Origin of the sequence: Blautia sp. MSK.18.38, from assembly GCF_024460535.1 — a bacterium.
Lineage (GTDB): Bacteria > Bacillota > Clostridia > Lachnospirales > Lachnospiraceae > Blautia_A > Blautia_A fusiformis.
On the sequence record NZ_JANFYP010000010.1, the window covers coordinates 1 to 21,314 of the forward strand.

Genomic DNA, 21,314 nt, shown 5'->3' on the forward strand with positions numbered 1-21,314 from the left:
TTACTTATCAACTTATAGCCGTTGGAGTTAATCCACAAACTGCAGAAGTTGATGCAGTATATAGACTATATGCCAAGAAAGATTGCAAAACAAAATGACACATATTTTGAGGAAGAGGAAAACAGCCTGCTTGCCTGTATGCAGAAAGGAGAGAAGCATGGATAATAAACTGAAATTCCAACAACTGGAATGTTATAAGCTGGCTACCGATGAGCAAAAGGAAAAGCTGAATAAGGAACAATATTTTGATCTGGATAAACTGCCGGGAAACCAGCTTCAGACAGAATTTGTCGAATACATTTACTACCGTGGAACGCAGGTATCCATCCTGACCATAAAAAGGGAAAGGCATTATTTTAACAGCTTATGTGAATTTTTTCAGAAGTCATCCCATCAGGAGAACAGCCTGCTTGACAGAGAAAAAGACTTCTGGATAAAGCAGTTGAAAATGTGGATGATACAAAACGGTAGGGCTTTGACGAAGCATAAAGTGACGAACATTCAGACTGAATCGGTGGAAAAAGCTGCCCTGATCCGGTATTTTGAAAGCCTTCTGGAATTTACACTGGATCGATCAGAAACCAATGAGCTGGCAAAGGATATCTGGCATCTGGAAAGGCTTCCGCTTATCCTGCGGACAAATCCGATTGTCAACCATAAGACACTAAATTTCAGAGGAATCCGGCAACCAGATATTCGGGAAGAAGTAAAAAAAGCAATTTACCATCATCTGAAAACCGAAGCCCTTGGCAGTATAAAACGTGAACTGTCCGCAATGAATAAATTTTCAAAGTATTTGGATGAAAAGCATTCCAAGATCAGCACCTGCGAAGAGATTGACCGGGAGATCATAGAACAATTTTTAATCAACATCAAGGTAGAATCAAACGGAGGGAATGGCATCCGGGATGACCTGCTAAAGCTTCGAAATGTGCTGGAAACAATCGGAAAAATTTATGATTTTCCACATCTTACAAAACTGTTTTTAAAATCTGATTTTCCGCCAGAACGGAAAGCAGAATTCAAATCTTATTCGGACAGTGAGCTGAAAAGACTGAATGCCCAGATTGTAAAAATGGAAGAGCAGATAGCAAGGGCAATGATCATCCACCAGATGCTTGGAACCAGAATTTCCGACACGCTGACCTTGCGGAAAGACTGCCTTTATAAACATGACCGTCAGGATATGATTATCATATACCAGCCGAAAACAAGAAGATATGAAAAACCGATCAGCCGGGAGCTGGCACAGCTGATTGGAAAGGCAGTCAGTTATGCAAATGAGCATTATCCTGAAAGCATTTATATCTTTGCGGACGAGAACAAACCGGAGAGACCAATCAGTTACCAAACCTTGCAGGATAAAGTGCTTCGAATGATCTATGAAAAAGATATCCGGGATGACAGCGGAAACTTATTCGGATTTGGAACGCATATGTTCCGGCACTGCTATGGGGTAAAATTAACGGAACTCCATGTGGATGACTGGACGATAGCGAAGCTCCTGGGACATAAGGGAGTACGAAGTGTCCAATATTACCGAAAAATGAGCAATCAGCGGATGGCAGATGAAACAAGAGAAGTTAGAAATTTTATGTCACAGATTATACTGGCAAGTCTGGACGGATGGGGAGAAGAATATGAGCAAATACGACAAGATGCTGGAATTGAATAAAAGAAAGAGCGAAGAAAAAGTGGAACGGGCAGTCCTGACAATACGGACAATGGTGTTGGAGAGAGAAAAGGTGTCCGTACCAGCACTGATGCAAAAGACTGGTTTATCTAGAGGATTCTTTTACAAGAATCCGATTGTAAGAGGTGAGATTGATGCAGCAATGGAACAGCAGGCTGGTATGGTGGATCCAAGGAGAAACATTATCAGTCAGGCGATGGAAGCGGAAATGAATCTGCTCCGGCAACAGCTACAGAAACTGAAAAGCGAAAATGAGAATCTAATAAAGGAAAACCAGAAGTTAAAAAAAGCACTATCCAAGAAAGAGTTGAATCTTATCAAACAGATTTAAGCTATATCATAATGCAAAGTAGGTCTGCCAGAATACAGCAGATCTGTTTTGCATTGTGATATAGAAACAGATTATGCTTAAAAGGCATTAAGCAACCCATGATAATGGGTATTGGACATAGAAAGTAATATGGGTGTATGATGGAGCCGATAAGAAATAGAGCGTACCTGAAAAGCAAACTGCCACAGGAAAATTATGAACTTTATGTAAAAAGCTGCAAAGTCTATTGACCTGGAGTTTACTTCAGGTTGTACCATAAAAGAAAAAGAGCAAGGAGGAATTTTTTATGGATATTGAACAGATGAAAAAAGACTTAGGTGGAGGTAACGTATTTCCAATCGGTGAAGAAAATGTAGTATTTGCAAAATATTTTACAGGTGAGTGCTATCTGAATATGCTTACAACAGAGAGAGTACCAGTTGGTCTCGTTACTTTCGCTCCTGGAACCATCAATGCATATCACATCCATCATAAAGGTGGACAGATCCTTATGGTTACTGGTGGAAGAGGATGGTACCAGGAAGAAGGAAAGCCGGCTCGTGAGCTGAAAGCCGGAGATGTAGTAAATATTCCACCAGAAGTAAAACATTGGCATGGAGCAGCGAAAGACAGCTGGTTCCAGCATCTGGCTGTTGAAGTTCCGGCAGAGGGTGCTTCCAATGAATGGCTTGAGTTTTTACCGGAAGAAGAGTATAACAAATTACCATAAAGCAAGAAAGACGGAGGTTTAGTATCATGGCAAAGATCACACAGACAGCGGGAAGAAATGCTCTGGGAACATTTGCCCCGGAGTTTGCACATTTTAACGATGACGTTCTGTTCGGAGAGAACTGGAATAACGAAGATATTGATTTAAAAACAAGAAGTATCATCACAGTCGTAGCACTGATGGCACAGGGAATCACAGATTCCTCTTTGAAATTCCATTTACAGAATGCCAAGGATCATGGGGTAACGCAGAAAGAAATCGCAGCGATTATCACCCACGTAGCATTCTATGCAGGCTGGCCAAAAGGCTGGGCAGTGTTCAACCTTGCAAAAGAGGTTTGGAACGAGGACGAAACAGAGGAATAACCTGGCAAAACTGCTCGTCACGAAAAGTTCGCACAAAGCACAGACGTGTATGCCGTTAAAGCCAGTAACTACAAGGGATTGCGAATAGGGAGTCCAGTTTATTGCAGGAATAACTGGCATATTCATCATGCAAAAAGCGGAGGCGGACAGATTCTTATCTGCATTGCAGGACGTGGATACTATCAGGAAGAAGGAAAAGAAGCAGTAGAAATGAAACCTGGAGATTGTGTCAATATTCCGGCAGAAGTAAAACACTGGCATGGAGCAGCACCAGATGAATGGTTTTCACATCTGGCAATTGAAGTACCGGGAGAAAAAACATCATCCGAATGGTGTGAAACAGTAACGGATGAGATATATGGAAAATAAACTTGATGCAGTCCAGTACTATCAGGATCACAAAGATCTCGGAGTACGTGGATGTGCAGAAAATCTTGGCATCGGATACAGCACATTAACAAAATGGCTGAAAGACTTCCGGGAATCAGGTGATATTCCTGTTCGTGGTTCTGGTAATTATGCATCTGATGAGCAGAAGGAAATTGCCCGTCTCAGACGTGAATTACGTGATGCCCAAGATGCACTTGATGTGTTAAAAAAAGCAATCAACATTCTGGGAAAATGACGGAAGTCATTTATCTTGAAGTGTCTGAGAAGACGGAAGCTGCCAAAAAGGCTGGACGCCGGGTTTCCGTCTCCGGGATGTTGAAATTTTTAGGTGTCTCTCGCTCAGGATTACATGTAAGTATAGATGATGTTTGGGATGCAACATGATAGAAGAGCTGTAAGATTTTGAAAAGAAAATCTTATGGCTTTTTTTGCAAACAAATAGAAGAGGAAAATAGCGCTAAAATGTAAAAAAATATTTTACAATAATAAAAAAGAAAAATGCTGATGAGGTATCAATTACGATTTAATCTGAGCTAATATCATGGTATTACCCTGAAACAAAGACACTGACTATATATTCTCAAGAGGGTAATACATTGTACAAGATTCCAATATACTAAAAAAGTTATTGACATACACCACAAATATAGTTATAATTCCAAATGTTTGAATTATAACTATTTATATGATAAAAGAAGGAGCTAAATAATAAATGGATGATTCATTTCACTACCTGTCTATGATAAACCATATGACTGTCCAGAAAAAACTAATGGAACAGCTGGCAGACACAGGCCTTACCTTGGGACAGCCCAAAGTATTGGATTACCTGAAAGATCGCGATGGTGCCAGCCAGAAAGAGATTGCGGCAGGATGCCTCATCGAGGCAGGATCTTTAACGTCCATTTTGAACCGTATGGAAGAAAAAGGTCTGATCGAAAGAAAAATGCTCAATGGAAACCGTCGTACTTTTCATATTTTTATGACAGAATCCGGAAAGAAAAATCAGAAGCTTGTGGAGGAGGCTTTTAAGAAAATAGAAAAAACTGCATTAAATGGTATTTCCGAAGAAGAGCAGAAGTTGTTTATGGATATTTTTTGCCGGATCTATCGAAATCTTGCAGATATGAAATGAGGAGGAAATAAAAAATGGAGAAACTAAAACGATATTTAATATTTCTGGTGGGATTGTTTGTAAACTCCCTGGGAGTCAGTCTGATCACAAAGGCAAACCTAGGAACATCCCCGATTTCATCAATTCCTTACGTATTAAGTCTTAATTTTCCATTTACACTTGGAAATTTTACCATCTTTTTCAGTATCTTTCTGATCGTACTGCAGTTGATCATCCTGAGAAAGAACTTTAAATTGGAGCACATCCTTCAGATTCCGGTATCCATCATATTTGGATATTTTATTGATCTTACCATGATTCTTTTTTCCTGGGTCAATCCGGAAGCGTACATCATGAAGATTGTATATCTTCTCATCGGATGTCTGATTCTTGGCGTAGGTGTATATATGGAGGTCTTGGCAGACGTTGTCATGCTTCCGGGAGAATCTTTTGTCCGTGCTATTGTTCTTACATGGAAAACAAATTTCGGAACAACCAAGATCTGTTTTGATGTATCCATGTCAGTGATCGCTGCTGTACTTTCTTTCGTATTTGCAGGAAGACTGGCTGGTGTAAGAGAAGGTACCGTTATTGCTGCCCTTCTGGTAGGCTTTATCGCCAGACTCATCGGTAAGAAACTTGTATTCCTGAAAGATATGATTTTCCCGGAAAGCGTATCTGCAGAAAACGAGAACGAAGCAAAAGAACAGACAGCAGGAACCTATGGAAAAAATGTTATCGCCATTGGAAGACAGTTTGGAAGTGGCGGCCACGATATTGGCAAGATTCTTGCAGAAAAGTTGGGATATGATTTTTATGATGCGGAGATTATCCAGATGACAGCAGGAACCACCGGATACACACCGGAATTCATCAAGAAAAACGAAGAGATCATGACAAACAGTCTCATCTATGATCTGGTTAATCAGATGTATCTGAATGCGGATATGCAGGATGAAGCACCGAAGGATAAGATTTTCGAGGCAGAATGTCAGGTTGTCCGTGATCTTGCGAAAAAAGGCAACTGCGTGATAGTAGGCCGTTGTGCAGATTACGTTCTCAGAAATTCCGGAAACTGTCTGAAAGTATTTTTTTCAGCGCCTCTTGTGAGCAGAATTAGAAGAGTGGCACAGAGACAGAATATCTCGGAGGGAGAAGCCAAAGCTACGGTTCAGAAAAATGAAAAACTCCGTGCAGATAACTACCGTTATTACACCCGCCGCATGTGGGGTGCAGCCGGAAACTTTGATCTCAGCCTGAATACAGATTTGGGAGAAGAATATATTGAGAACTGCATCCGCAGTGCTATGAAACTGTAAAAATATATAAAGCCTTATAATATTTGTCGTAAATGATATAGCCCCTTAAGGAACAGTCAATCTAAAAATCATATTTGAGGGACATATCATTTGCAGTAATATTATAAGGCTTTTTCTTTTCTACTGTATACAGATAAGACACATATAGGACTTATAAAGTATTTCGGTATTCCGCTGGTGTCATATGGAACTTTTTCTCAAAAATTTTATAAAAATGCGTAATGTTGGAATAACCGATCTCTTCCATGACAGTAGTAATAGAACGATCAGGCTGCTTTAATATTTCCGCCGCTCTGGACAGACGGATATTCTGGATAAGAGAAGAAAAAGTCTGTCCCATATAATTTTTTAGGATAAAAAGCAGGAATCCTCGGCAATTCAATTACCGAGATGAAAGCGTAAACTGTGCATGTCTACACTCATAATAAATGAAAAGATTGCAGAAAAGTACAACACAACACCAGAAGAGGTACGCAGAGAAATGCAGATAGCCATAGATGCAGGATTTGATAATCCTGATCCGGCTGTGCAGGAAGTATTTATGGGAAACCTGAATCCGGTCATAAAGAAGGTGAACCGGATGTAGTAGGAATATTTTCCGTAAATCGGGATGAAAATTTAACCGTGATGGCTAACCGGGGAGATATTGAGGATTGATGTTCGCTGATAATAGGTATCTATGATATCCTGTAAAGTAATCATATTCATTTTTTCTTCAGCAGTTTTTTGGATTTCATTATAGAATTCCTGTAAAGATAACTGAATATTAATGCCAACGCCGCAATCAGGGTTGGTATGAGTATCTAAATGGAGCAGCGGCTTCTCACCTTCAACTGCTTTATAAATATCCAGCAATGTAATCTGATCTGCTGGTTTTGAAAGAGAAGGACGGGCATGTCCGGCTACACTGGTCATAAGTCCGGCTTTTTTTAGTTTTAACATAAGCTGGCGTACAAAGCCGGGATTTGTATGGACACTTTCTGCAATTGAGGCACTGGAGAGAGATTTTTCCTGGTTGATAGCAATCAGAACCATCACATGAACAGTATCGCTTAATTTTGTTGAATATTTCATGATAAGAAACTCCTTATAGTATGATATAATAATTTTTTCACATTTTTGAGACAAAAATATTTCTGGTTTGTCTAAAACATTTCAAGTTCTCAACAGTTCTTTTCAATGTGTTGAGAAACTGTGCATATTTATTATTTTGATGATTGTAAATAATATAATTACAACTATAATGAAATTTAAAGGAAAAGTCAACACAGTAATGAAACTTACGGCAAAGGAGAGCTTATGGAATACAAAAATCAAACAGAAAATCGTGCATTTCAGGAAATGTTGCAGGCAGCAGTAAAACGGTTGCAAAATCGTTCCGGAGAGGATCTTGCTGCAAAAAGTGGGGCTGTTTTTCATAGCAGTCGAAATGTGCTTGAAGTACTGAGTTTTTATGAAACGATTGAAATTCAACTCCCTGAGTTTCGTATTAACTCAAACATGGACGAATGGCATTATCTGACATTGCTGCATTATCTGGATATGGCCGATGGCACAGAAGGCTCACAGAAGCTCATTACTTTTGGTAACCTGAAAGATGGATTGATACGTGGAACCAAGTTTGACCGGACAGCAGAGCAGAAACTGGAAAAACTCTTACAGGGCAAAGATCCTGAAAAAATTAAAAAAGCATGTAAAAGCCTGGGTGCAGAATTCACAGAGACAACGGCGGATCTGTGTGCTGTTTTTCCAGTTCTGCCAAGATATCCGGTAACTTTAAAGATATGGTTTGCAGATGAAGAATTTCCTGCATCTGGCAAAATATTTCTTCAGGATCATGCCGATCATTATCTGAGTGTAGAAGATGCGGTAACAGTTGGAGAAATTTTGCTGCAAAAATTATCGGAAGCATTTTCTTCCCTCTGATCATGGATCAGAAAACTTTCCAGTCCGGCTTTGATAAATTTGTCAATTGTTGTCTGAATCTGTTTCCAGTCATTACAGTGATTGCGTAGCATCAGTCTGTTGATGGAAAGGCAGCCATTCATTTGAAAATAAAAAACCGATTCTGCCTGCTCAAAGGTCAGGAGGCTGTGTGACATAAGCCAGGTCACATAGCCTTCTTTTGTATTTTCTGCTAATTTTTCCAGAAGAATGGGGGCAATTGCATCATCCAGAAACAGTGCCCTGTATTGTGATTCCATCTGTATTTTCTGACAGAACGGATAGGAACAGCTTTTTTGATTTAGACAGAATAAATGATCTACAGTTGTTAACATATCCTGAGTCATATCATTAAAAATATCTGATAATACATCATGGATATCGTAGTAATGAAGATAAAAAGTGCCACGGTTGATTTCAGCATTTTTGCAGATCTCTGTAACTGTAATTTTCGTAAAACTCTTCTGCTTTAACAATTCTAAGAACGTATCTTTTATGGTTTGCCTGGTATAGCGGGTACGGCGATCTTGTTTTCTCGTTTTTTCTGACATTATATACTCCTGTATTATTTGGTATCATATGATTCCTCAACAATTTTTCTGATGTGTTGAGTAGCCATACAAATCTCACAGATTGATTATTGTAATTTATATAGTAACAACTATAATGAGATTTAAAGAAAAAGTCAACAGATTGTTCAGAATTTTAGGAGGAAAAACATGGGACATGTAATTGCCGTATCAGGAAAAGGCGGTGTAGGGAAAACAACCCTTTGTGGATTGTTGATTCAATATTTATGTGAAAATGGAAAACATCCGGTTTTAGCTGTAGATGCAGATGCAAATGCGAATTTGAATGAAGTGCTCGGTGTTGAACCGGAGATTACACTCGGAGAACTGAGAGAAGAGATTGAACGTGCAGGAGTTGATCCACGGTATCAGATTCCGACAGGAATAACAAAACAGGCTTATCTGGAAATGCGTCTCTCCGATGCAATTGCAGAAGAAGATGATTATGATTTGATGGTAATGGGGCGAACCCAGGGACAGGGCTGCTATTGTTTTGTAAATGGTCTTGTGCAGACCCAGGTTCAGAAACTGCAAAGCCATTATCCATATATTGTGGTTGATAACGAAGCAGGTATGGAACATATCAGCAGAGGAATCCTGCCAATGATGGAAGTTGCGATTCTTGTAAGTGACTGTTCCAGAAGAGGTGTTCAGGCGGCCGGACGTATTGCAAAGCTGATGAAGGAGTTAAACTTTAAACCACAGAAAACCGGATTGATCGTGAATCGTGTTCCAGATGGAAAACTGGATGCCGGAACTCTGGAAGAAATCCGAAATCAGGGACTGGAACTGTTAGGGGTTGTACCACATGATGACCAGGTATATCAGTATGACTGTGATGGAAAGCCGATCATACGGCTTCCGAAAGATTCTCCTGTAAGAAGTGCACTGGGAGAAATTGTAAAGAAGTTAGGATTGTGAGCTGGAGGATTGAAAGTTTGAAGATTGAGTAAACAGAAATATTATCTGATTTGGTATAACCAATTGCAAAGAAAGGAAAATCCTCATGAGAAATCATTGGACAGAAATAGAAAAATATTTAGAAGACCAGAAGATAGCGCAGGAACTGATTGGAGAACTGAGAGATTTTCACATGCGTTATGAGGTAAAGGATCAGATAAAGGAACGGGTAGAAAAACCGGATATCCTATTTTATGGGAAAAAGATTCTGGAAATGTCAATAGCAGCGCTTCTTCAGGGAGATAACCTGTTACTTTCCGGTGCGAAAGCTACAGGAAAAAATGTACTATGCGAGACACTGGCATGGATATTCGGAAGACCGGAATACGACATCTCTTTTCATGTAAATACAGACAGTGCCGATCTGATCGGAACGGATACCTTTATAAATAATGAGGTTCGCCTTCGGAAAGGCCCCATCTACCAATGCGCGGAATTTGGAGGATTTGGAATCCTGGACGAAATCAATATGGCAAAAAATGATGCGGTTTCTGTATTGCATGCCACACTGGATCATCGGCGCAGAATCGATATTCCAGGATATAACAGAATTTTACTTCATCCGGCAACACGATTTATCGGCACGATGAATTATGGTTACGTAGGTACCAGAGAGCTAAATGAAGCATTGGTTTCAAGGTTTATGGTAATTGATATGCCTGAAATGGATGAGGATAGTGTCCTTTTTGTATTAAGACAACATTTTCCAGATGGGAAAAAAAGTGCACTGAAAGCATTTGCAGGACTGTTTCTGGATTTGCAGATCAAAGCTTATCATGGAGAAATCTCAACAAAATCTCTTGACCTGAGAGGATTGGTTTCTGCTGTAAAAGCAACAAGAAGCGGACTTTCTCCAATTGATGCAATCCAGATGGGGATTATAAATAAAAGTTTTGATGTATTTGAAAAAGAGATCGTAGAAGATGTGGTTTCTACCAGAATCCCATCTTCCTGGACCGGAAAAGATATATGGGGGTAAGCTTGTATGGAGGATGTCAGATGGCCGGCGGAACAACTGGAAGAACATCGTCTGGAGATCAGTAATCGTATCAGAAATCTTTTTTGGACAGTCAGTGGTGATTATGATATGGAATTTGAACCGGATACAGAAAAATATGTTTATTCAAAACAAACGGTTCTGTATGAGGCAGTGAAGCAGGGTGCCTTTGCACGATATTTTGATCAGAAGAAACTTGGCATGTATTTGATGAAAAAATTACATTTTTCTGCTGGAGAAGATATGCTTTTGCCTCTTGCCGGATTATGCATGGATGCTGCAGTGAATCGTTTTATCATTCGAGAACGTTTGGGAACAAAGGAAATCAGAGAACAGGCGTTCAGAGAATTGGAAAAGGCCGAGGAAGAGCAGGTATCAGACAAAGCTGGAACAGACCTGATTCACAGGATTAGGCTTCTGTATATAAGGCATGTTCTGGAGAACACAAACGATGAGGGAATGGATCCACAGGCAGAGATTGCATTGTACAAGATTCTTTCTTTGAAGGATGCGGAAAATACGGAAGAGGTCATAAACGTGATAGATGAGATTTATAATCATGTTCTGGATCCCTCTTTTGAAAAAAGGAATGGAAATCTGGAGAAGATTCTGAATTTACCGGATATGGCATTGGCCAATGACGCGTGGCAGGAATGCATGACGGATGAACAGATGGAAGACATCATTCAAAAATATCTTTCTAATCTCAAAAAAAAGATGATGAGTCTGGATATCAGAAACAAAAAGAAAAAAAGATTTTATTTCTCGCCGGAAAATGAAGAAGTTCCGGAAAGCTCGGAGAATATAAATCCACAGGCAGTGCGACGGATACGGGAATATGTGGAACTGAATTACGGAAAATCGTATCTAAGTGAATCGGAGCAGGCCAGAGTCAACCGTAAATTTTGTACAGGAATCCACAAAAACTGTATCCTGTATCTTACAGATGGAATTTTACAGAACCCTGTGATAAAAAATAATCAATACCGTTTTTCACAGCTGCAGTTTGAAAAAAATAAAGCCTATTATGGAAATAATCACTGGATCATCAAAAGAAATATTTCTGAGTTGGCAGAGTCACTGAAACGGGCATTTATAATCCGAAAGGATGATTTTGTCAGCAGATCTGATGCAGGGCAGCTTGTTCCTGAAAGGTTATGGAAAATTGGAAGAACAGATGATGACAAGTTATTTAATAGAAAAAAGAGAGCAGAAGATTCTGAGTTTGTAATAGATGTCTTGATTGATTCCAGTGGTTCCCAAGCTGGCAGACAGGCTCAGGTAGCGGCGCAGGGATATATTATCAGTGAAGCATTAAGCCAGGCAGGAATTCCTCATCGGGTGACAGGATACTGTGCTTTCTGGGGATATACAGTACTTCAGAGATTTCGGGATTATGAAGATCCAAGGGAAACAAATGAAAGAATCTTTCAATTTCGGGCATATGCCAATAACAGAGATGGGCTTGCCCTGAAAACCGTTTGTTCCTCTCTCATGGAGCGACCGGAAAAAAATAAGATTTTAATCGTATTAAGTGATGGAAAACCCTGTGATATGAGCATACAACGACCAGGAACCCGCCAGCCCAAGATCTATGACGGAGAAGGAGCTGTGAAAGATACTGCATATGAGGTGCGTCGTGCCAGAAATCAGGGAATTTTCGTAATTGGTATTTTTGTAGGGAATGAAGAAGAGCTCTCCGTGGAAAAGAGAATCTATGGAAAAGACTTTGCCTATATTCGTAATATCAGCAATTTTTCCCGTATGGTAGGAACTTTTTTGCGAAGACAAATTGATATGGAATGAAAATGGAGGAATCACTATGGGTAAAATTGGATTTTCCAATTGCCAGGATGTAAGAAATCAGAAAAAGATACGGGAATTAGATTGTCCACGCTGTCATGAACCGGGAGGCATTGAAGCCTTTGTGAAAGACGGGATACTTGCAGAGGATGGAGTATGTGATAACTGCGGATATATTCTTCCAGAAGGAACAGAACTGGAGGAAGTGGAGTAAGAAGCATTTGAGGAGATAACAGATGAAAATTGCTGTAACTGGAAAAGGCGGAGTAGGGAAAACCACGATATCTGCAGTATTAGCACGGCTGTATGCAGAAGAAGGGAAAAAAGTATTTGCTGTAGAGGTGGATCCAGATGCAAATCTTGGACTTGCACTGGGTTTTTCAGAGGAAGAACTGGAGAGTATTACGCCTATCAGTAAAATGAGAAGGTTGATTGAGGAGAGAACAGGTGCAGATAAAAGTAATACTTTTTATAAAGTCAATCCAAAAGTGGATGATATTCCTGAAATTTACGGAAAAGAAAATAATGGTGTTCGACTTCTGGTTCTGGGAACTGGTCCTATGTCAAGATTTAGTACAAGTTAAAAAAACAAAATATCTGCTGTTGGAGCAAACTCATTATACATCAGAAAGCCCTGTACGATATTTTTTTATGAAAAAGTTGTAAAGTGGTGTAAAGATTAATGATCTTTGTATTGGCACCGAAAATATATTTATTTCTCCGCGGCTTTTCTTCCAGGATGTGAGAGTGCCGCGGAGAATTTTTTGCGAAGAAAGAATTGCTATAGCTTTTGTAATTCCGGGAAAACCTTTATCTAAGAAAAAAATACAATATTAACATGAATATCATGAATATAATATTGGAGGCTGTGAATATTCCCAAATACTTCCCTCTCAGATTCCTGTTTTCTTTTGCAATATATTTGAAACTTATCAGGCTTGCCATGGATGCAATCAGAGTGCCGAGACCTCCAATATTGGTTCCGACAATTAAAGCCCGGTAATTATCTGTAAAGCCGGATAAAAGAAGCGCAGCGGGAACATTGCTCATAATCTGACTGGCAAGAACAGCAGTAAGTGTTTCCCTTCCTGCCATGATTCTTTCCAGAAAACTGCTGAATTGCGGAATCCTTCCAAGATTGCCGATAAAAATAAATAATGCGATAAAGGTGGCAAGCAGGGAGTAATCCACCCTGCTTATATTTTCCCTGTTTCTTAGCAGCATATATATAAGAACCAATACAAGAGGAATCTGGTATGGAATGATACGTGCAACAGTGAGCAGGCAGATTGTAAATAAGATCAGGTAAGCGGCCAGGTATTCCATGTTAAGTTCTTTTCTGTCAGAGAATCCCAAAAGAGTTTTATCTTTTTCGGAACCGCATACGTGAGGTGCTTTGGCAGCGGCTACCTGTATCCATATCAGAAGAAGGATAAGTGCTGTGGCGGAATAGGGAAGCATCAGGGTTATTAATTCTGCCGCGGACATCCCTGCTCTGGCATATAGATAAAGGTTCTGCGGATTTCCGATTGGTGTGAGCATGCTTCCGAGATTAGCAGCGATTGTCTGCATGGCTACTATTTTAAGAAGCCAGTAATTGCCCAGTTCCTTTGGCAGTTTATGCACAATGATCAGTGCAAGAGGAACAAAAGTAATCAATGCCACATCATTGGTGATCACCATTGACAGGAAGAAACATAAGAGTACCAACAGCCTGATCACACCCACAGTTCCCGATGTTCCCATAAGCAATTTTTTGGCAAGTATATCAAAAACACCAACAGCCTTCAAACCAGCTACAATTGCCATCAAACAGAATAGGAGCCCGAGAGTCCTGAAATCGATATAAGTAAAATAAGCCTTATCCGGTCTGACCCAGAACATAGAAAGAAGCGCCAGGATCACTGCAATTGACAAAACGGTTTCTTTCCTGAAAAAAACATATAATTTTTGTAACATAATATTTCCTTTCCGGTCTGATACGATCGCGTATAAGTATATCACAGAAACATCCAGAAAAAAAGAATATCATTTTGTATTGTGGATTGTGTTTGCGATTACCGCCTCATTCCTGTATAATAAAAATGTTATCAATGGCGACATCATTTCAAAAGTTCAGAATATGAAAGGAAAACGTTTTGGAAGAACTATACAGAAAATATCAGGGAAAAACAATAAAAGATGACTATGGGAAAAAATTCCAAGGAATTTATAGATTTTGCAAATGACATGAAAAAGAGCATGAAAATTAATGCCGCAAAATATGGATTAAGGCTTATTACTTTTGAGACGGGGCATTACGATATGTGCGGATATTTTAAGGACAACGAAACAAAAAAAGTATGCATATTTTTCATTCCATGAATGCAGGAACCACCCCATAGATTTCGACATGATGAACTCTAAGGGATTTCTCGTCCGTTCTGCAAAAGGATTGAACGATTGCACTGGAGGATACAACAACTTGTTGCGTATCTGCGTCATCAGAATCTTTATGCGATAAAAGAAAAGTGCCAGTACGGATCCATTCAGGTTCCATACAGTTACTATGACTGCGGTATACCGGATTATTTTACGAGTGTACCGCTGCACTGGCACAGTGAAATGGAATTAAATTACATAAAATCTGGAAATGGTTTTTTCAAATACGAGGATCAGACCATCTCTGCCAAACCAGGAGACATCGTTCTGATCCAGCCCAACGTCCTTCATGCTATCATGTCGGATGAGCACAGCTCTTTTTTTTATGATACCATTGTTTTTCATCAGAATACGCTGGTGGGAAGTTACGATGACCGTTGTTATACAGATATTCTGCTGCCGATCTTTTCTTCCAGACGAAGAGTTCTGGTCCCTGTATCTCAGGCCCCCCCGGGGTATCATGAACTCCATGATTCGGTCCGGACTATTATGCAGTGTGCGCACAAAAATCTTGCAACGTCTGATCTGTTACTGAAAAGCGAATTGCTTCGCTTATTTTATCTGCTGGCATCGACACCGGGACTCTGCACCGAACACACGGTTTCGACAGAATCTCGGATGACCGAAACACTTCGGCCTGTTCTCACTTGTATACAGAAACATCATTCTGAATCTGTCACCATAGAGCAGCTGGCAAAGATCGCTCATATGAGCAGCAGTTACTTTATGAGCTGTTTCAAACAGAATTTCGGTCTCGGAGCCATTGAATATCTGAATCAGGTACGTATCCGATCAGCATGCGACCTTCTGCGCAATACGGATCGCAGTATCTCCGACATTGCTTTCGATACCGGATTTCATAACCTTTCAAATTTCAATCGACAGTTTCGCACCAAGGTAGGATGTTCTCCTCAGACTTACCGAAAAGAATCCGTTCTTTCCTGATAGATCCAGTAAGTGATCATCAACATGATCCAGGCGCCGATCCAGGCAGATACTTCTGCCAGAGCAACACCACGAAAAGCCAGATATGGAGTCAGCAGCTTTACCATGACCACTCGAAGAGACACTTCCAGGACTCCTGAAAGCATCGGAACAAACGTATGTCCCATGCCCTGACACCCGTTGCGGAACACAAACAGCCATCCCAGAGGAAACAGACAGATGCCTGTAACCGCCAGAAAATCTCTTGTGTAAGAAATAATCGACGCATCATTCAACATGAAAGAAGTCAGAAACTCAGGAATACACAGCAACATCAAAGCCAGTGGAATATTTATCAGGATCGTCAGGATAACTCCTTCCCGGATACCGGTACGTATCCGCTCCTTTTTTCCGGCACCATAATTCTGTCCCACAAAAGTAAGAAGTGCCAGGCCCACTGTATTTGCCGGCTGTTCAAAAAGACTGAGGATCTTGGTGCATGCCGCATAGGCAGCCACATAGCTTGTTCCCATATTGTTGACAAATGTCTGCAATACCATTCCACCCACTGCAGTGACAGAATTCATAACGGCAACAGGCAGACCTTTCAATGTCAGTCTTTTGATGATTACACTCTGTGGTTTCCAGTCCGTTTTTTTCGGGATCAGATTTTTTTCCCTTCCTATGTAGTAACAGCAGTAAAGCGCAGACAGAACCTGTGCCAGAACAGTGGCTAACGCTGCGCCAAAAACACCCATATGCAGCGGAAAAACGAATAACAGATCCATCAGAACATTAGCAATGGCGGAAATTATCATTGCAACCAGAGGCACCCGGCTGTTTCCGACGGAACGCAGAAGTGTCATGGCAAAATTATTAAAAATTGTAATGGTGGTTCCCGCAAGAATTGTTCCGAAATATTGCAGTGTTTCCGTCATCAGATCTTCCGGTGTATGGAGAAATGTAAATAATTGCCGCATGAAGGCCAGACTTACCACTGTGATCAAAATCCCAATAGCCAGACAGATCCAGACAGACATTGCCAGCTCCTTACGAAGTTTTTCATAATTGCCACTTCCAAAAGACTGAGAAATACAGATTCCCAATCCTCCTGTCAGCCCAATTGCGAAACCAATGATCAGAAAATGTACGGAACCGGTATTTCCGACTGCTGCAAGTGCCGTATCGCCAATTCCTTTTCCCACCACCATAGAGTCTGCAAAGCTGTATAACTGCTGAAACAGATTTCCTGCCAGGATCGGCAGAAAAAACTGTACCAGTAAACGCATGCAGTTTCCCTGCGTCATATCATTTGTCGTGTTCTTACCCATTATGTTACCTCCTGATGTCTAAACGGTACTCTCCAAATACTGTCTGCTTTTAGCCAGTATTTTACTACTGAAATGATACTTTTTCTATGACATTACTATGCTGAAATATTAGCAGAAAGTTTCTTGTTTAAATTTTTTATGATGTTTTCAGAGTTATCTTTTGAATAATATCTCATTTTTGCTGCCGATAAATAGTCCATAATAATACCTCCTCTTCAAAATTAATTCTATCATAAAATGACATATAAATCTAATAAAGATATGCTTAAAAGACAAGAGTTCATAATGATTAGTGAACATCATAATATTTTTAGAGTAGCATCCAAATATCACAAACCGATTTGATGAGGAGAAAATACCAGAGCAAGATCCACCCGTGTATTACAGTATTGTCATTTTGACAATTTTGTATTACTTACGAGTAGCAGACTTGATGGGGATTACGTCCCCATACCCACGTGAAAATATAATTGCTGGCAATTATATTTTAGCAGATACGCGAGCATATCTGAGTAAGCGTCACAGACAACAAAATAAGGAAATTTTGATAAGGCATTCACCTGGAATAGGTGAGTGTTTTTTTGTTTTTAAGTATTCAATTAACCGAAAAAATAAAAAAATTTCATCAGGGGGCTGTAAAGATGCCTCTCAGCGTTTCGTTTTATGTAAGGGTGTTTTTGACAGGAAAAAATAAAAATTTTTTCATCAAGAGGCTGTATTTATGCCCTTCATCTTTTGTATAAGTGTAAGAACATTTTTTAGCCGGCATAAAAATGATTTTTACAACAATTAGAAACAGAAATGAGGCGAGAAAAGAATGAAATATGAATACATGAAGGAGTCAGAGCAGATGCTTCAGTACTTCCAGTTTCCGAAGTTTTTGCTCAAACTGCGCATTTCCCAAACTGCAAAATTTCTTTATATGATTTTGTATGACCGGGCACGGATATCGAGAATGAATGAAAGAGCTAATCCCCCAGCTATGCTGGGGCGAATAGTGTAGTAGTGACGTTGTAGAATGTATAATAAAGCCTCCTATGATACAATAGTAAAGGTGTCTCAAGCCAATACTAAAGAGAATAGGAGGCGGTCCAACGTGGACAGTAGTAGTTTATCACATACGAGGTATAAATGCCAGTATCATATAGTGTTTATACCAAAGTATAGAAAACGAATTATGTACGGAAGATTAAAAGCAGATGTAAGAGAAATAATAAAAAAACTGTGCGATTACCGGAACATAGAAATAGTAGAAGGTGCAGTATGCGCAGATCATGTACATTTGTGTTTAAGCATTCCGCCAAGCGAAAAAGTGTCAGATGTGGTAGGGTACATAAAAGGAAAAAGTGCATTAATGATACACGATAAATATCCGGAAAGTGTAAATGGATGGTCAAAAGCTTTTTGGGCAGAGGATATTATGTCGCAACAGTAGGCAATATCACAGAAGATGCGGTAAAGGAATACATTCAGCAACAAAAAGAAGAATCGAAAAGAGAAGATACTAGAAGATAGCCTCTTTTAGAGGCCGGCCGGTATAAGTGCTTGAGGCATCCGCCTTTCAGGCGTTGCAGGCATAGGCCCCTTATAGGGGCATAATCAAACCACCAGTTGAACTGGTGGTTCATGACTTAGTTGGATAGACAAGTATGGAAATGTTTATCTGATTTTTCCGATAGAGGAATTGTCTGCTCAAATCGGCAAATGTAAATCTTCTGTAAAAACAGCATTGAAGGAATTAGATGATGTGGGACTATTGGTTCGCAGATCTGGTGGTTTTTCAAAACCCAATCATTTATATGTAAAAAATCCATCTGATGAGATAGGTTTACAGCCGGTTGACGATAAGGCGGTTGAAAAGATGGTTGCAACAGAGTCGGAAAAGCAACCTTCATCTGGTCGTAAAAATGGCTGTGCAGGAGTCGGAAATGTGGCACCTAGTAAAGTAACTGAGAAATATAAAAGTAATAAATATCATGAAGTAAATTATTGCTATGGGGAAGAAGAGAGTTTGTGATGAGAGAAGAAGATACCGTATGTGTAGGCAGTGATGGTTTGCAATACTGCAAAGTCTGTGGGGAAGCGAAAGAAGCTTTTTTCCCCGAGGGTGGCTTTATGGGGATGAAGAAACATTCCAGGCAATGTGCCTGTGACAGAAAAGCATATGAAGAAGAACAAAAATATTTTAAAGAGAAAGAACACCGGGAATTAGTCAGTAGAAATATGAGCATCTGTTTTGACGAGAGCAGGATGGAAGAGTGGACATTTGAGAATGCAGATATGTCAGATGCAGTAATGCATAAGGCAAAAAGCTATGTTGATAACTGGGAGGAAATGAAAAGAAATCATATAGGCTGTTTGTTCTGGGGACCGGTTGGCACTGGGAAAAGTTATATTGCCGGGTGTATTGCCAATGAACTTCTTAAGCGGGAAGTAACGGTAAAGATGACCAACTTCAATACCATTATCGATGATATATTTCCGTTGGCAGACAAAACGGAATATATCAATGCATTGGCTTCTTACCAGCTTTTGATTATTGATGATCTTGGAGTGGAACGAAATTCAGAATATGCGTTAGGAATTATTTTTAGTGTCATAGATCGCAGGATCCGTTCGGGACGACCTTTGATCATCACAACGAATCTTCCGCTGAAAGAAATAAAAAGCGAGACCATGTTGGATAAAAGGCGTATCTATGACCGTATTTTAGAAATGTGTACGCCTATGTATGTTGGAGGCACAAGCAAACGAGAAGTGATTGCAAGTATGAAAATGGAGAAAGCGAAAACGCTGTTGAACACAAACAGAGGGAAGGAGGAATGCGAATGAATCATACAGAAAAAACAATACCTGTTTGGAAGAAATATTCTTTAAATGTTTCCGAAGCAGCAGAATATTACGGAATTGGAGAAAAGAGATTGAGACAAATCGCAGGTGAAAATGAAGGAGCAGATTTTATTTTGGAAGTTGGTTCGCATATCCGGTTCAAAAGAAAATTATTTGAAGATTATCTGGACACAGCCAGTACAGTTTAAGTGACAGAATAGAAGAAATAGTAATGAAAATAATGTTCATTTTATCTTAGCGAAGAGAAGGTCTTGTGGTATAATGAATAAACCGAGACGGTCTTCCAAGTTAAATGAGCATTTAATGAAGGAGACGAAATATTATGAGTGAAAAAAGGAGAGATCATAGAGGACGTATATTACACAATGGAGAAATACAGTTATCTGATGGCAGATATCGATTTAAGTATGTCGATGAGATGGGAAAGGAGCGCTGCGTATATAGCTGGCGCTTAGACCATAACGATGCAACTCCGAAAGGAAAGCACCGTACTTTGTCGCTTCGAGAGATGGAGAAGAAAATTCAGGCGGATCATTTCGAGCAGATTGCAACAAATGGCGGAAATATGACAGTGCTGGAACTGGTTGAAAAATATATATCAACCAAAACCGGTGTCAGACCTACTACAGTTGCAGGATACGGAATAGTTATCAATATATTGAAGAAAGATCCATTTGGAAAAAGAAGGATTGATACGGTTCGGATTTCGGATGCAAAATGTTGGCTGATACATCTTCAGCAGGTAGAAAAGAAAAGCTATAGTTCCATCCATTCGATCCGAGGAGTCCTTCGTCCGGCATTTCAGTTGGCGGTGGACGATGACCTGATCAGGAAAAAACCATTTCAGTTTCAGCTAATGGAAGTGGTCGTGAATGACAGTGTGACAAGAGAGGCAATCAGCAGAGCGGAGGAGCGTAAGTTTTTACAATTTGTGAAGGAGGATCCTCATTTTTGCAGGTATTATGAGGGAATCTACATATTATTTAAAACCGGCCTTCGAATCTCGGAATTTTGTGGTTTAACGATTTCTGATATTGATTTTAAGGAGCATACGATCAACATCGATCATCAATTGCAGAAAAAATCAAAAATCGGATATTATATTCAAGAGACTAAAACAACCAGCGGAACGAGAAAGATACCTATGACTGCGGATGTAGAGGAATGCTTTCAGAAAATAATAGAAAAACGAAACCCGCCCAAAGCAGAGCCTATGGTAGATGGAAAAAGTGGATTTTTATACTTTGATAAAAATGAAAGTATCTGTTATTCCCTGCACTGGGAGCATTATTTTCAACACATCATTCAGAAGTATAATAATACTTATAAAGTACAGATGCCTGTCATTACACCGCATGTATGTCGGCATACCTATTGCTCAAATATGGCAAAAGCGGGAATGAATCCAAAGACATTACAGTACCTCATGGGGCATTCGGATATATCGGTCACAATGAATGTGTACACACATATCGGATTCGATGATGCAGAGGAAGAACTGAAACGAATGGAAGAGTTTAGGAAAGCGCAGGCGGAGATTGAACAGAAGAAAAAGAAACCAATGTCGCAGAAGATGTTCAAGGCAATTTAATAT

General features: G+C 39.8%; 23 protein-coding genes and 4 pseudogenes. 22 read left to right on the forward strand and 5 right to left on the reverse strand.

The features are described 5' to 3' along the window. The first annotated feature begins 157 nt into the window (after positions 1 to 157). From NE638_RS07765 to NE638_RS07795, 8 genes and pseudogenes are all read left to right on the forward strand, one after another. On the forward strand, positions 158 to 1,675 hold the full coding sequence (locus NE638_RS07765; RefSeq protein ID WP_006428321.1) for a tyrosine-type recombinase/integrase: 1,518 nt from the start codon (positions 158 to 160) through the stop codon (positions 1,673 to 1,675). Further along, complete coding sequence (locus NE638_RS07770) at positions 1,641 to 2,024, forward strand: DUF6262 family protein (RefSeq protein WP_015533403.1); 384 nt, start codon at positions 1,641 to 1,643, stop codon at positions 2,022 to 2,024. Before NE638_RS07765 ends, NE638_RS07770 begins: the two co-directional genes overlap by 35 nt. Positions 2,025 to 2,310: 286 nt before the next feature. After that, positions 2,311 to 2,733, forward strand: coding sequence for a cupin domain-containing protein (locus tag NE638_RS07775; protein WP_006428324.1), 423 nt, complete (start codon positions 2,311 to 2,313; stop codon positions 2,731 to 2,733). 26 nt (positions 2,734 to 2,759) lie between these two features. Further along, positions 2,760 to 3,074, forward strand: a pseudogene (locus NE638_RS18410) (carboxymuconolactone decarboxylase family protein); the annotation flags it as partial. A 123-nt stretch (positions 3,075 to 3,197) separates the two neighbouring features. After that, positions 3,198 to 3,467: pseudogene (locus NE638_RS18415) on the forward strand (cupin domain-containing protein); the annotation flags it as partial. Further along, complete coding sequence (locus tag NE638_RS07785; RefSeq protein WP_244094811.1) at positions 3,457 to 3,723, forward strand: helix-turn-helix domain-containing protein; 267 nt, start codon at positions 3,457 to 3,459, stop codon at positions 3,721 to 3,723. The pseudogene NE638_RS18415 and the gene NE638_RS07785, both read left to right, overlap by 11 nt. 477 nt (positions 3,724 to 4,200) lie before the next feature. Next, positions 4,201 to 4,623, forward strand: coding sequence for a MarR family winged helix-turn-helix transcriptional regulator (locus NE638_RS07790; protein WP_110102401.1), 423 nt, complete (start codon positions 4,201 to 4,203; stop codon positions 4,621 to 4,623). A gap of 14 nt (positions 4,624 to 4,637) precedes the next feature. Beyond that, entirely contained in the window at positions 4,638 to 5,921 is a 1,284-nt protein-coding gene (locus tag NE638_RS07795) for a cytidylate kinase family protein (protein WP_173745987.1), read from the forward strand. A gap of 151 nt (positions 5,922 to 6,072) precedes the next feature. Here the strand turns inward: NE638_RS07795 and NE638_RS18420 are convergent, their stop codons facing one another. Further along, positions 6,073 to 6,303 carry a helix-turn-helix transcriptional regulator gene (locus NE638_RS18420; protein ID WP_420314204.1) on the reverse strand — a complete coding sequence of 77 codons (231 nt, stop codon included), beginning with the start codon at positions 6,301 to 6,303 and terminating at the stop codon, positions 6,073 to 6,075. A gap of 236 nt (positions 6,304 to 6,539) precedes the next feature. Beyond that, positions 6,540 to 6,995 carry an Rrf2 family transcriptional regulator gene (locus NE638_RS07805; RefSeq protein ID WP_110102406.1) on the reverse strand — a complete coding sequence of 152 codons (456 nt, stop codon included), beginning with the start codon at positions 6,993 to 6,995 and terminating at the stop codon, positions 6,540 to 6,542. Positions 6,996 to 7,220: 225 nt separating this feature from the next. Here NE638_RS07805 and NE638_RS07810 point away from each other — a divergent pair, with 225 nt between their 5' ends. Continuing rightward, on the forward strand, positions 7,221 to 7,847 hold the full coding sequence (locus NE638_RS07810) for a DUF3786 domain-containing protein (protein ID WP_173745989.1): 627 nt from the start codon (positions 7,221 to 7,223) through the stop codon (positions 7,845 to 7,847). Here NE638_RS07810 and NE638_RS07815 read toward each other — a convergent pair. Then, positions 7,769 to 8,416, reverse strand: a complete 648-nt coding sequence (locus NE638_RS07815; RefSeq protein WP_059085498.1) for a TetR/AcrR family transcriptional regulator — start codon at positions 8,414 to 8,416, stop codon at positions 7,769 to 7,771. The genes NE638_RS07810 and NE638_RS07815 overlap by 79 nt on opposite strands. A gap of 168 nt (positions 8,417 to 8,584) precedes the next feature. Between NE638_RS07815 and NE638_RS07820 the strand changes: the two genes are divergently transcribed. The 5 genes from NE638_RS07820 (at position 8,585) to NE638_RS07840 (ending at position 12,778) form a co-directional block, all read left to right on the forward strand. Beyond that, complete coding sequence (locus NE638_RS07820) at positions 8,585 to 9,355, forward strand: ATP-binding protein (protein ID WP_015524503.1); 771 nt, start codon at positions 8,585 to 8,587, stop codon at positions 9,353 to 9,355. 85 nt (positions 9,356 to 9,440) lie between these two features. Further along, the gene (locus NE638_RS07825; RefSeq protein WP_173745990.1) at positions 9,441 to 10,373 is read left to right on the forward strand and encodes an AAA family ATPase; all 933 of its coding nucleotides are present in this window, start codon (positions 9,441 to 9,443) and stop codon (positions 10,371 to 10,373) included. A 6-nt stretch (positions 10,374 to 10,379) separates the two neighbouring features. After that, a complete protein-coding gene (locus NE638_RS07830) occupies positions 10,380 to 12,197 on the forward strand; it encodes a cobaltochelatase CobT-related protein (RefSeq protein WP_118608485.1) in 1,818 nt (605 codons plus the stop codon). Positions 12,198 to 12,213: 16 nt separating this feature from the next. Continuing rightward, entirely contained in the window at positions 12,214 to 12,408 is a 195-nt protein-coding gene (locus tag NE638_RS07835; RefSeq protein WP_118608486.1) for a hypothetical protein, read from the forward strand. A 22-nt stretch (positions 12,409 to 12,430) separates the two neighbouring features. Then, entirely contained in the window at positions 12,431 to 12,778 is a 348-nt protein-coding gene (locus NE638_RS07840) for a nucleotide-binding protein (RefSeq protein ID WP_118608487.1), read from the forward strand. 226 nt (positions 12,779 to 13,004) lie between these two features. On the opposite strand, the gene NE638_RS07845 is transcribed toward NE638_RS07840, so the two are convergent. Further along, a complete protein-coding gene (locus NE638_RS07845) occupies positions 13,005 to 14,153 on the reverse strand; it encodes an SLC13 family permease (protein WP_118254229.1) in 1,149 nt (382 codons plus the stop codon). A gap of 222 nt (positions 14,154 to 14,375) precedes the next feature. Here NE638_RS07845 and NE638_RS07850 point away from each other — a divergent pair, with 222 nt between their 5' ends. Beyond that, positions 14,376 to 14,558: a hypothetical protein gene (locus NE638_RS07850; protein ID WP_092070323.1), complete on the forward strand. Its 183-nt coding sequence runs from the start codon at positions 14,376 to 14,378 to the stop codon at positions 14,556 to 14,558. 78 nt (positions 14,559 to 14,636) lie between these two features. Continuing rightward, on the forward strand, positions 14,637 to 15,560 hold the full coding sequence (locus NE638_RS07855; RefSeq protein WP_173745991.1) for a helix-turn-helix domain-containing protein: 924 nt from the start codon (positions 14,637 to 14,639) through the stop codon (positions 15,558 to 15,560). Here NE638_RS07855 and NE638_RS07860 read toward each other — a convergent pair. Next, positions 15,533 to 16,870, reverse strand: coding sequence for an MATE family efflux transporter (locus tag NE638_RS07860; protein WP_118608490.1), 1,338 nt, complete (start codon positions 16,868 to 16,870; stop codon positions 15,533 to 15,535). The genes NE638_RS07855 and NE638_RS07860 overlap by 28 nt on opposite strands. Before the next feature lie 817 nt (positions 16,871 to 17,687). On the opposite strand from NE638_RS07860, the pseudogene NE638_RS18215 reads away from it, so the two are divergent. The 6 genes and pseudogenes from NE638_RS18215 to NE638_RS07890 form a co-directional block, all read left to right on the forward strand. Beyond that, positions 17,688 to 17,831: pseudogene (locus NE638_RS18215) on the forward strand (replication initiator protein A); the annotation flags it as partial. Positions 17,832 to 17,888: 57 nt separating this feature from the next. Further along, a pseudogene (tnpA, locus tag NE638_RS07870) lies at positions 17,889 to 18,385 on the forward strand (IS200/IS605 family transposase). A 169-nt stretch (positions 18,386 to 18,554) separates the two neighbouring features. Next, positions 18,555 to 18,887 (forward strand): hypothetical protein, encoded by a 333-nt coding sequence (locus NE638_RS07875; protein ID WP_244094812.1) that lies wholly within the window; start codon positions 18,555 to 18,557, stop codon positions 18,885 to 18,887. Further along, positions 18,887 to 19,702, forward strand: a complete 816-nt coding sequence (locus tag NE638_RS07880) for an ATP-binding protein (protein ID WP_118608491.1) — start codon at positions 18,887 to 18,889, stop codon at positions 19,700 to 19,702. The genes NE638_RS07875 and NE638_RS07880 overlap by 1 nt, the downstream gene beginning before the upstream one ends. After that, positions 19,699 to 19,908, forward strand: a complete 210-nt coding sequence (locus NE638_RS07885; protein ID WP_004844954.1) for a MerR family transcriptional regulator — start codon at positions 19,699 to 19,701, stop codon at positions 19,906 to 19,908. The genes NE638_RS07880 and NE638_RS07885 overlap by 4 nt, the downstream gene beginning before the upstream one ends. Positions 19,909 to 20,042: 134 nt before the next feature. Continuing rightward, a complete protein-coding gene (locus NE638_RS07890; RefSeq protein WP_118608492.1) occupies positions 20,043 to 21,311 on the forward strand; it encodes a site-specific integrase in 1,269 nt (422 codons plus the stop codon). Positions 21,312 to 21,314: the final 3 nt, after the last annotated feature.